We start from the raw sequence: 11,692 nt of genomic DNA, 5'->3' as shown, positions 1-11,692 counted from the left end.
CGTCAGATGATGGCGGTCGTTGTCAGGCGGTGGGTACGGGGGCCGGCTCGGTCAAGTACAGGGCGATGCCGCCCGACGGCGCGGCCGTCACCCGCAGCCGCGTGAGGTCCTCGACGTGCGCGTCCGGGCCCAGGTCCGCCGCCCGCGGGCCCACGCCGACCACGCGCATGCCCGCCGCGCGCGCCGCCAGGATGCCGGCCTCGGAGTCTTCAAAGACCACGCAGTCCGCCGGGGCGATGCCCAGGGTGGCCGCGCCGAGGAGGAAGCCCTCCGGGTCGGGCTTGCTCGCCGTGACGTCCTCGGCGGTGACGCGGACCGCCGGCACCGGCAGGTCCGCCGCCGCCATCCGGGCCCCGGCGAGAGCCGCGTCGGCCGAGGTGACCAGGGCGTGCGGCAGACCGGCGAGGGCGGCCAGGAAGGCGGGAGCGCCGGGGACCGGCACCACCCCGTCCGTGTCGGCGGTCTCCCTGGCGAGCATGGCGCGGTTGTCGGCGAGGTTCCGCTCGGCCGGACGGTCCGGGAGGAGTACGGCCATGGTGGCGTGCGCCTGACGGCCGTGCGAGACCTTCATGACCTCGTCGAGGGTGAAGCCGTTCTCGTCGGCCCAGACACCCCAGGAGCGCTCCACGGCGGCGTCCGAGTTGACGAGCGTGCCGTCCATGTCCAGCAGCAGGGCGCGGGCGGTGAGGACGGGGGCGGCGGGCGTCATGGGCGTACTCCAGGGCGGGAGCGGGAGCTGCGGGGGAGCTGGGAGAACTGGGGGGGGGAACGGGAGGAACAAAGACAAGTGGCCCCGCCCGCCGGTCAGGGTGAACGGACGGGGCCACTTTGTTTCGTCATTATACAAAGCGGGTCGATCGCCGCACGCGCGACCCCGTCCGTTCCCGCCCAGGACCTGCTAGCCGCGTCCCCGTCCGGGCCCCTGTCCCTGCTTGGTCTCCGCCTCCAGTGCGCGCCGGGTGTCCGGCCCGTACACCCCGAGCGGGTCCGTCAGGGCGTTCCGGGACCACTGGAAGACCTTGACGGCCTCCTCGACGCTCGCGTCGAACTGCCCGTTCGCCGCCCCCGGGAACAGCCAGAGCTGCTTAAGCCGCTGCTGGAGTTCCACGACCTCGGGCCCGGAGTCACCGACCCGCAGTGTCGCGCCCGCCGGATCGGGATCGGGGTCGGCCGACGCCGTTGGGCCCTTCGGGGAGCCCGTCGATCCGGAAGGGCCCGAAGTCCCCGCGGATTTGGTGGACTTGGAGGTGTCCGGCTCCTCGGACGAGGACGTGCCCGTGCCGCCCGTGCCCGCGCCTGTGTCCGTACCCGCCCCGGCCGCCGCCGCGTCGGATGCTGACGCCGACGTCTCCGGAGACGCGGTGGACGACGCCGTGTCCGTCGGCGCCGACCCCGTGGCCGCGGCGGTCCCCGTACCCCCGGAGTCCGACGGCGACGATGTGGCGGACGGTGACGCGGACGTGTCCGCGCCGGTCGCCTTCGGGTCCGGCCGGCCCGCGTACGTACTGTCCTTGAGCGCCGTGTCCCGCTCCCCGTCCCCCTGGAACAGCCCGCCCGCGAACGCCGCCGTACCGACCACCGCCACGGTCGCCGCCGCGATCGCCGCGACCCGGAGGGATCTGCGTCGCCCGCGCGCGGGCTCGGGCTCGGCGGCGGGCTCCGGGGTGGGTACGGGTGCGGGCCCGTACCCGTACCCGGGCGGGGGTCCGGGCGGGGCCCCGGTGGCGGCGGGCGGCCCGGGCGCGATGACGGGCAGGACGGCCGTCTCGGCCGCCGCCGCGGATGCCGTTGTGGCCGCCGTCGTGGCCGCCGCTGGGGACGGGATCACCCGTAGCGCGGTGGTCGGCCGGTCGTCCTCGACGGCCGGTGCGGCGGCCGGTTCGGGTAGTGGTGGAGCGGCCACCTCGGCCGCGTCTCCGCCGGCGCCTGCCTCCACGCCCGCCGCGCCCGCGCCCGCGTCCGCCTCGTCCTCGCCCCCCGGCGGCACCGGCACGTACGGCCTGATGCGCATCGGATGGAAGTCCTCCGACGCCGCTATCTCCTCCGAACGTCCGGCCTGCACGGCTTGTACGGCGCGTTCCGCGCAGCCGCAGCCGGGTCTGCCCAGCGCGGCCCGCGGCGTACCGCATTCGGGACAGAGCTGTCCGCTCACTGTTTGGGTCCCCTCCCCTTGAACTGCCGCTGATTATGCAGTGCCGCCCTGAGCGGCGGGGGCGATCCCGGCAGGCCATAACGGGACGGAGCGGTCAGGATGGACATCTGAGGCGCCCGGAGCAGAGAGCGAGCGACACCGCATGGCCCAGGAAGCGAGCCCCCCGGCGGATCCGCCCCCGGATCCGGCCGCATCCCCTGCCCCGGATCCAGCCCCGACCCCTGCCCCTGACCCCGGCAACGGCCGGAAGCCGCGCACCGTACTCGTCGCCATCGGCGCGCTCCTCATGGGCATGCTGCTCGCCGCCCTCGACCAGACGATCGTGTCCACGGCCCTGCCGACCATCGTCAGCGACCTCGGCGGCCTCGAACACCTCTCCTGGGTCGTCACCGCGTATCTGCTCGCCTCCACCGCCGCCACCCCCCTCTGGGGCAAGCTCGGTGACCAGTACGGCCGCAAGAGGCTCTTCCAGACCGCCATCGTCATCTTCCTCATCGGCTCCGCCCTCTGCGGCATCGCCCAGAACATGCCGCAGCTCATCGGCTTCCGCGCGCTCCAGGGCCTCGGCGGCGGCGGGCTGATCGTGCTGTCGATGGCGATCGTCGGCGATCTGGTCCCGCCGCGCGAACGCGGCAAGTACCAGGGCCTGTTCGGCGCCGTGTTCGGCGCGACGAGCGTCCTCGGGCCGCTGCTCGGCGGCTTCTTCACCCAGCACCTCAGCTGGCGCTGGGTCTTCTACGTCAATCTGCCGCTCGGCGCCCTCGCGCTGCTCGTCATTGCGACCGTCCTGCACATCCCCGTGCACCGGACGAAGCACACCATCGACTACCTCGGCACCTTCCTGATCGCGTCCGTCGCCGTCTGTTTCGTGCTCGTCGCCTCGCTCGGCGGCACCACCTGGCCCTGGGACTCCGCCCGGATCATCGGCCTCGGGCTGCTCGGACTCGTACTCCTCGCGGTTTTCATCCGTGTCGAGCGGCGCGCCGCCGAACCCGTACTGCCGCTGCGGCTGTTCCGGCTCAGGACGTTCACGATGGTCGCGTGCATCAGCTTTATCGTCGGCTTCGCGATGTTCGGGACGATGACCTATCTGCCGACGTTCCTCCAGGTCGTGCAGGGGGTCACCCCCACCATGTCGGGGGTGCATCTGCTGCCGATGGTGCTCGGGCTGCTGCTCACCTCCACGCTCTCCGGGCAGATCGTCAGCCGTACGGGCCGCTGGAAGGTGTTCCCCATCCTGGGCACCGGGGTGACCGCCGTCGGGCTGCTGCTCCTCCACCAGCTCACCGAGTTCAGCGGTACGTGGCGGATGAGCGCCTACTTCTTCGTCTTCGGCGCCGGTCTCGGGCTGGTCATGCAGGTCCTGGTGCTGGTCGTGCAGAACGCCGTCAGCTACCAGGACCTCGGCGTCGCCACCTCGGGCGCGACCTTCTTCCGCTCCATCGGCGCGTCCTTCGGCGTCGCCGTCTTCGGCACGATCTTCACCCACCTCCTCCGGGAGAAGCTCGCCACCGCGCTGACGGGCAAGCCGCTGCCGCCGGGCGCCAGCGCGGGCGAGCTGGCCGCCGACCCGCAGTCCCTCGCCCGGCTGCCGGACGCGCTGCGGGCGCCGGTCCTGCACGCGTACGCGACGTCCATCACCGACGTTTTTCTGTACGGGGTGCCGGTGGTGCTGGTGGGGTTCGTGGTGGCCTGGTTCCTCAAGGAGGACAAGCTGCGCGGCTCGGTGACCGCCCCGGAGGCCAGCGAGACCCTGGCGTCCAACCCGGTCGTCCGCTCCTCGCACGACGAGGTGGCCCGCGCCCTGTCGGTGCTCGGCACCCGCGAGGGGCGCCGGCGGATCTACGAGAAGATCACGGCCAGGGCGGGGTACGACCTGCTCCCGGCGGCCAGTTGGCTGCTGCTGCGCGTCCGGCGCCACGGCGTGGTCCGGCCCGCCGCCCTGGCGCAGACCACACCCGTACCCCTCGCGTCCGTCACCGAGGCGTCCCGGCAGCTGGAGGAGCGCGGGCTCGTCCGGCGCGTGGGGGTGGAGCTGGTGCTCACCGAGCGGGGCGCGGAGGTGGCGCGGGAGCTGGCGGCGGCGCGCGAGGAGTCGCTCGCGGAGCTGCTGGGGGACTGGTGGGGGCCGGAGCGGCCGACCGATCTGGTGCGGCTCGTACACGACCTGAACAGCGAACTGTGCGGTTCGGAGAGCGAGCGGCCGAGGAGACGGGAGGAGCCGCCGGGGGACCATGTGGCGCGGGTGAGGGAGTGAACGGTACGTACGTGCTGACGGGGGGCCGGGGGACTGCCCACGCATGCGATCCCCCCGTTAGCGCGTACGTATGTACGTATGCCAGGCGTACGTACATACGTACGCGCACCCGTCAGGCGAGCACGCGGATCAGCGCGAACCCGTCGTATCCCTTGCTCCCGACCGTCTGCACGGCCGTCGCGGAGAGCTTCGGGTTCGCGGCGATCTGCTCGATCATGAGCTGGACGCCGCGCATGGACGGATCGGTGGTGTCCGGGTCGGCCACTCCGCCGCCGCGTACGACGTTGTCCACGATGATCAGGCTGCCCGGCCGGGTGAGCTTCAGCGCCCACTCCAGGTAATGCGGGTTGTTGCGCTTGTCGGCGTCGATGAACACCAGGTCGAACGGGCCCGCGCCCTCCGCGGCCAGCGCCGGCAGCGAGTCCAGCGCCGCCCCGGTCCGTACCTCGGCGATCTTGTCGAGCCCGGCGTGCGCGAGATTGGCGCGCGCGACCTCGGCGTGCGCCGGGTCGTACTCCAGCGAGATCAGCCGGCCGTCGTCGGGCAGCGCGCGCCCCAGCCAGATGGTGCTGTAGCCCGCGAGCGTGCCGATCTCCAGTACCGTACGGGCCCCCTGGGTGAGGGCCAGCAGATGCAGCAGCTTGCCCTGGTTCGGGGCCACGCCGATGGCGGGCAGGCCGGCCGCGTCGGCGGCGGCGAGGGCGGCGGAGAGCGCCTCGTCGTCCGGCGAGAGCCGGTCGGTGAAGTAACGGTCGACGGTGTTCCACTGCTCCTGTGACATGGGGTCTCTCCGTGACGGTCGGGGTGTTGTCTCTGTCGTTGAGTCTCTGGGCGGGAATTAGTTTCCGGCGGGAACATATCGCGGAAGTCAGGGGCATTCGGCCAAAACAAGGGTGACAGTCAGGCGAAGAGGGGGTTGCCTGAGTCTCTTCAGCAAGACAGTGCGAGGCTCTATGCCCAGGACGGGCGTAATTCGGGACGGAGGGTCGGCGCGGCGTGGCGAATGCAGAGCACAGCGCGCACGGCGGTGCGGCGGCGGGTGCTGCGGGAAGTGGGCTCGGGAGGGCCCGCGCAGTGCTCTGGCTGGTCGCCGCGGTGCTGGCGGTAAGACAGGCGGCGGCGGTGCTCCGGCAGCCGCCCGGGGAACGGCTCACCGATCTGGAGACCTGGATCGGTGAGAACGGCGTCCTGCATGTGCCGGGATCACTGTACGACACAGGGCAGTTCACCGGAACGCCGTTCGCCGGTCTCGTACTGAAGCCACTGGCCCGCTCGGCGGAGGAGAGCCTCGGCGTCGTCTGGACCCTGGGGACCCTGCTGCTGGTCGTCGCCCTCGGCCTGGTCGTGGCGCGGGCGCTGCCGGGGCAGGTGTCGCGCCGTACCGGACTGCTGGCCGCGCCGGTCGCGATCAGCCTGCTGATGCTGTCCCTGCCGGTGCGCAACAGCTTCTCGCTCGGGCAGACGAGCATCATCCCCGTCCTGCTGGTGCTGCTCGGCACACTCGCCGTACGGAACGAACGCGGCGCCGGGATCCTCGTCGGCGTCGGCGCGGCGCTCCAGCCCGCCGTCCTCCTCTTCGCGCCGCTGCTGTGGCTGGCCGGGCGGAAGCGGGCGGCCGTCACCTCGGCCGGGACCTTCGCCGCCGGGACGGCGCTGGCCTGGGCCGCCATGCCGGGCGACTCGTGGGCGTACTGGGTGCACCATGTGGCGGGCGCCGGGCTCGGCGAGCGCGCCGACAGCCTCGCCAACCAGTCCCTGCACGGCGCGCTGCTCCGCTTCGGCCTGGAAGGGCCGCTGGAGGTCGCGCTCTTCGTCGTCCTGGCGGCGGGCGTGGTCTTCCTCGCGCTCCGCCGGGCCGCGAGGTACGCCCGGGACGGGCAGCTGCTGCTGGCCGTCGCGCTGACCGGCTGCGCCGCGATCGCCGTATCGCCGGCCGCCTGGCAGCACCAGCTGCTGTGGGTACTGCTGGCGCTGGTGGGACGGGTCGGCTCCCGGGCGCGCGACCGGCTGGTGTGGCCGGCGGTGGTGATCCTGGTGATGACGCTGCCGGGCAAGATGATGCTGCCGAACATGAAGGTGCTCGCCCCGCTGCGGGAGAACGTACCGCTGATCGCCGCGCTCGCGGCGGCGTGCGCGGTGCCGTTCCTGCTGCGTACCTCGCCGTACTTCGACAAGCCGGTCCCGACGGAGTACGCGCGGCCCGCGCCCTCGCGCTGGGGCCGGGTGCCGCTGGCGCCCTTCTGGAAACGGCTGGTGAGCCGGCCGAACCTGCTGCTCGAACTGCTTGTCATCCGCGTCGGCTACTCGGCGTACTCGCACATCCGGCTGGCGGCGACGGGCGGTCGCGAGACCGCCGAGAAGCACGCGCACCAGATCCACTCGATCGAGCGGGCGCTCGGGATCGACATCGAGCACTGGGTCAACCACGCGACCGTACGGACCGGGTGGTTGGAGAGCTTCTTCAACTTCTACTACACGTCGTTCCACTTCGTGGTCCCGCTGGCGGTCCTCGGCGTGCTGTACGTACGCCGTCCCGCCGACTACCGCTGGGCCCGCTCGTCACTCGGCTTCGCCACGGTGCTGGCGCTGGTCGGCTTCTGGTTCTACCCGCTGGCCCCGCCGCGGCTGATGCCGGACCTCGGCTTCATCGACACCGTGCACGGCCCGCAGGATCTGACGAACCCGGACTACGGCGCCCTGACGGCCCTCACCAACCAGTACGCGGCGATGCCGTCGCTGCACTTCGGGTGGTCGCTGTGGTGCGGTGTGGTGATCGTGGTGCTCGCCCCCAAGCTGTGGATGAAGCTCCTCGGCCTGCTCCACCCCCTCTTCACGGTCTGCGCCATCGTCGCCACCGCCAACCACTGGATCCTGGACGCGGTCGGCGGCGCGACGGTCGTCGCGGCGGGCTTCGGGCTGACGTATCTGCTGGCGGGCCGCCGGGAGCTGCTGGGCGGCCCGGTGCCGGCCGCCTCTGCCTCTGCCTCTGCCTCTGCCTCTGCCTCCGCCTCCGTGGACGTACGGGTGAAACTCCCGTCGCCGACGAAGGGGGACGAGCCGGTGGTACGGGAGCGCGAGCGCGAGCCGGTACGTGAACGGGAGCCGGAGCCGGACAGGTTGTAGCCGGAGCGGGTGACGGCGATGCGCGAACACGTGGAGATACGTGCCTGAACGCCTCGCCAGAAGCCCCCGGGACGGCCGCCGGAGGGGGCGCCGGCGGTATGTCGCGCCGGGGCGCGGGTGACGGGGCCGGACGGTCGTTGCGGGGGCGGCCGTCCGGCGCCGGTGGCCGTCCGGACTCTGCCGTGACCCGCTCCGAACTGGGCTTTCTCCGCGTCCGTCCGTACCGTGCTGCTCCTCTTCATGTCCCACCGCGAGAGGGCGAACGGATGGAAACGGAACACCGGAACATACGCACGGTCGACGATGTGCTGAAGCTCATGGACACGCTGTTCGCGCCGGAGGCCGACCGCTGGACGAGTGAGGCGGCGACGTGGTGGGACGGGTTCTACGCGGACCGGTCGAAGCCGGTGCCGTTCTTCGTGGCGAAGCCGGACGAGAATCTGGTCTCGTACCTCGACCGGGGGCTGATCCCGCGCGGCCGGGCACTGGACCTGGGATGCGGACCGGGCCGCAACGCCCTGTACTTGGCGTCCATGGGCTTCCAGGTGGACGCCGTGGACCTCTCCCCGGCGGCCATCGGCTGGGCCGGGGAACGCGCCCGGGAAGCCGGCGCGGACATCCGGTTCCACTGCGGCGACGCCTTCGCCCTCTCCGCCACGGAGCCGGCGGAGCTGGGCGGCCCGTACGACCTCATCTACGACTCCGGCTGCTTCCACCACCTGCCGCCCCACCGCCGCGTCAGCTACCGCGACCTGCTCACCCGGACCCTAGCCCCCGGCGGCCACCTCGCCCTCACCTGCTTCGCGTCCGGCCGCATGGGCTCCGAACTCCCGGACGCCGACTTCTACCGCGCGGGCGACCCCCGCCTCCACGGCGGCCTGGCCTACACACCGGAGTCCCTGCGCAGGATCTTCTCGGACCTGACGGAAGTAGAACTGCGCCACATGCACAACGAGCCAGCCGACTCACCACACTTCGGCGAACCCTTCCTCTGGACGACCCTGCTCCAGCGGCCGTTGCTCTGACCGCGAGGGGGGGCCAGCGGCTTGTCGCTGTCTGCGAGTTAGTACCAAGAGGTAACCGGGGCGGGCCGGGGGCGAGGTGCTGGACGCCGGGTGCCTGCCGGGCCGCCCCTCCTTTTGCCAGTGTCGCGCCTCCAGGGGAGGTGTAAAGGGCGCTCCTTCGTCGCGTCGGCTGCGCCGACTCCGCTGCGCTCCGCCCTTGACACCTCCCCTTCCGGCGCGTGTACGGGAGAGGGGGGGCGGCCGGGGGGAGGGGGCCCGGGGGGTCCGCTGTTCTGCCACTAGGTTCAGGGTCCGGCGGGCGGGTGGGCCCTGCGGGGCTGCGCGGTAGAGGAATGGGGCTGCCCGGCTGGTCTCAGCGGCTGACGGCCGTCTGTTCCTCAGACACATGCCCCGCTGGTCACCGTGGTGTGGGTTGTGGGGTTACTGGGACGTGGGTGGCGGCAAGTGGGTCCCAGAAGGCTGTCCATGCGTCCTGGAGTGCCGCTTGTGCACCTGAGGACACATGTGCCGCCCGAGGGGACTTCCAACGGGTTGCCAAACCTGCCCATATAGGACATAGGGGCGGGAGTGGGCGGCCTGAGGGTTCGGCCGGGGAGTAGGGTCCGCCCGGTGGTGTGGGGAAGTGCCTGCTGGGGCGCGGGCGAGGGGGAGTGGGCCCCTGGGGGTCGCCTATGTGCCGTGGAGTGCCGCTTGTGCACCTGAGGACACATGTGCCGCCCGAGAAGACTCCCAACGGGCCACCAAATCGACCCATATGGGGCAGGTGGGTGGGGTGTCCGGCCTGCAGACCCGGTCGGGCAGCGGAACCCGTCCGCCTTCCGGGCACCACAGCGCATCGGTGACCAGCGGGGCTTGAGTCGCAACCAGCAGCGGGCGGTTGGCCGCTGAGCCGGTGCCGAGTCACCCCATTCCTCTGCCGCGCAGCCCCGCAGGGCCCACCGGGCCGCCGGACCCTGAGCCGAGCGGCAGTAGGGCGCCACCCTTTGGGCCCCCTCCCCCCGGCCGCCCCCCCTCATCCGCACTTGCGACTCCGGGGGAGGTGTCAAGGGCGGAGCGCAGCGGAGTCGGCGCAGCCGACGCGACGTAGGAGCGCCCTTTACTCCTCCACCAGAGGCGCGACACTGACAGGAGGAGGGGCGGCCCAGCGCTGCACGCTTGCTCCCGTACACCCCGGTTTACCTCTTGGTACTGACCCGCACCCGGCAATCCCACCGAGTCCCGGCGAACCCGTCCCCCCGCTCAGTGCGTTGTCGTAGGGCGGCTGGGCCTTCTGCGGCTTCCCAGGAGGTAGCCGATTCCTGTGCCGAAGGCCAGGGCGATGCCGACCAGCCACAGCACGCCGCGTCCGTCGGCGCCGCTCAGGGCGTTTTGCGCTGCTGTCGTGGTGGTCGCGGGGGTGGTGCCGGGAGTGGTGCCGGGGGCGCCCGGGGTGCCTGGGGTGGGGGTGGGGGCGATGAACTTCGGGGCCGGGCCCGTCTCGTTCAGGCGCTGGACCAGGTCGATGCCGCCGAAGTTGCGCGGGTCCGTGCCCGTCGCGTGGGCGGCGAAGATCAACTGGGCGTAGGCGGCCGGGCCGTTGGCCTGGGCCCAGGCGCCGCAGTTTTGCTTCAGCCACTCCAGGGCGACGATCGCCTGGTTTCCGTATCCGGCGGTGGTCAGCGCGACCACGGCCGCCGCCGTGCTCGCGTAATCGGGCAGCGGCGCGCCTTCCTTGGCGCCGGGCCGCCGCGGCTGGTCGAGGTGGCCGGTCGCGGCGAGGGTGGTGGAGAGATAGGCGGCGCCGTTGCGGGCGGCCCGCTCGGGCGGCAGGTCCGCCTTCGGGTCCGTCTCCGTGCCCGCCACGTTCTCGCAGCTCGGCGCCGGACCCGGGATCACCGGCATGGTCACCATCCGCTTGCCGATGCCGGCCAGTACGGCGGCGGCCGTGGCGCCGTCGTCGGCGGTCAGCCGGTTGTCGGCGTCCGGCTGGTACGCGAAGGCCCCGGCGTCCGCGCCCGAGTCCGCGCCGCACGGGACGGAGAGGCCCACGAGCGCGTCGTAGGCGTGCTTGCCCTCGGGGGAGGGGGCGTTGTTCCGCGTACGGACGGAGCTGGGCCGTACCCCCGCCGCCGTCAGCGCGCCGATCACCACGGAGGTGGAGTTCGCGTCGCTGGGCTGCCCGGGGCGGTAGCCCCAGCCGCCGTCCTCGTTCTGTACGGAACGGAGCCAGCTGATCGCGTGATCCATCGGGAGCCGCTGCTCGCCGAGCGACGAGAGCGCCTGTATGGCGGCGGCCGTGGACCGGGAGTCGACGGCCGTGCTCTCGTCGCACGGTACGGACGGGTCCGCGCGGAAGGAGGGGAAGGCGCCGCTGGCGCACTGCTGCGACTTGAGCCAGATCACGGCCTGGTCGCCCGGGCGCACCTGGGCCGCGGCCTGCCCCAGCATGGCCAGCGACTGTCGCCACACTCCGTCCTGCGTCGGATCCTTGTCTCCGTACACGCCGGGCGGAATCACTATGGTCGACGTGCCGGACGTGCCGGAAGCAGTGGAGGTTCCGGACGTCGTGCCCGAGGCTCCGGAAGCCGTTGTCGTACCGATGGACTCCCTTGTCGGTTCCGCCTGCATAGGAGACGCTCCGGTGACCGGAGTCGGCTCCGCGGCCGGAGCCGTGTCACCCCCCGCGCTGGCGGCCGGAGCGAACGCCACGCAGAGCACGGCGGTTGCGGCGAGCGCCGCGGTGCAGCGGCGAACGGTGGTCATGGCGGGCGGAGCCTCTCCTGCGGGAGCTGCGGTTCAGTGCCGGTCCGTACCGGTTTGCCGCGATGTGATGCGATGCGGGCGATACGGGGGTGAAGGCGACCTCGCCCACTCTACCGGCCCCTGCCGGACGGCCACCCGGGCCCGTACCGACGCCCGCGCTGAGGCCCGTACCGGCGCCCCGTCCGGCGACCGTACAGACGCCCGCACTTACGCGCGTACCGACGCCCACGCTTCCCGACAACCAGGTTAAATCCGGCGAACAGTCGGGAAACATTGCCCCCTTGACGCGACCACCCCCTTGTAGACGGCAGATCTACGCGCGTATCTTGAGCCGACTTTCGCGTCATTACGAGTCACCCGAGTCACCCGAACCTGAGTCACCCGCGTCACCCC

Annotated in this window: 7 protein-coding genes; 3 read left to right on the top strand and 4 right to left on the bottom strand. The window is 72.2% G+C overall.

Translation table 11 applies throughout. From position 1 onward, the window contains the following. Positions 1 to 22: 22 nt before the first annotated feature. Together DVK44_RS07735 and DVK44_RS07730 are read right to left on the bottom strand one after the other, a co-directional pair. Positions 23 to 709, bottom strand: coding sequence for an HAD-IA family hydrolase (locus DVK44_RS07735; protein ID WP_114658974.1), 687 nt, complete (start codon positions 707 to 709; stop codon positions 23 to 25). Positions 710 to 898: 189 nt separating this feature from the next. Next, the gene (locus DVK44_RS07730; RefSeq protein ID WP_162793706.1) at positions 899 to 2,152 is read right to left on the bottom strand and encodes a peptidoglycan-binding domain-containing protein; all 1,254 of its coding nucleotides are present in this window, start codon (positions 2,150 to 2,152) and stop codon (positions 899 to 901) included. Between the two features lie 142 nt (positions 2,153 to 2,294). Here DVK44_RS07730 and DVK44_RS07725 point away from each other — a divergent pair, with 142 nt between their 5' ends. Next, a complete protein-coding gene (locus DVK44_RS07725) occupies positions 2,295 to 4,409 on the top strand; it encodes an MFS transporter (RefSeq protein ID WP_114658972.1) in 2,115 nt (704 codons plus the stop codon). A gap of 112 nt (positions 4,410 to 4,521) precedes the next feature. Here the strand turns inward: DVK44_RS07725 and DVK44_RS07720 are convergent, their stop codons facing one another. Then, positions 4,522 to 5,190, bottom strand: a complete 669-nt coding sequence (locus DVK44_RS07720) for an O-methyltransferase (protein ID WP_114658971.1) — start codon at positions 5,188 to 5,190, stop codon at positions 4,522 to 4,524. A 293-nt stretch (positions 5,191 to 5,483) separates the two neighbouring features. Between DVK44_RS07720 and DVK44_RS07715 the strand changes: the two genes are divergently transcribed. Both DVK44_RS07715 and DVK44_RS07710 read left to right on the top strand, forming a co-directional pair. Next, entirely contained in the window at positions 5,484 to 7,532 is a 2,049-nt protein-coding gene (locus DVK44_RS07715) for a bifunctional glycosyltransferase 87/phosphatase PAP2 family protein (RefSeq protein WP_114658970.1), read from the top strand. A gap of 266 nt (positions 7,533 to 7,798) precedes the next feature. Beyond that, positions 7,799 to 8,557 (top strand): class I SAM-dependent methyltransferase, encoded by a 759-nt coding sequence (locus DVK44_RS07710; RefSeq protein WP_114658969.1) that lies wholly within the window; start codon positions 7,799 to 7,801, stop codon positions 8,555 to 8,557. A 1,239-nt stretch (positions 8,558 to 9,796) separates the two neighbouring features. Here DVK44_RS07710 and DVK44_RS07705 read toward each other — a convergent pair. Further along, positions 9,797 to 11,038: a prenyltransferase/squalene oxidase repeat-containing protein gene (locus tag DVK44_RS07705; protein WP_228447030.1), complete on the bottom strand. Its 1,242-nt coding sequence runs from the start codon at positions 11,036 to 11,038 to the stop codon at positions 9,797 to 9,799. Positions 11,039 to 11,692 lie beyond the last annotated feature (654 nt).

Origin of the sequence: Streptomyces paludis (assembly GCF_003344965.1) — a bacterium.
Taxonomy (GTDB): Bacteria; Actinomycetota; Actinomycetes; order Streptomycetales; family Streptomycetaceae; genus Streptomyces; species Streptomyces paludis.
Note: the sequence above shows the minus strand (reverse complement) of the source record. Positions and strands in the feature narration are given on the sequence as shown.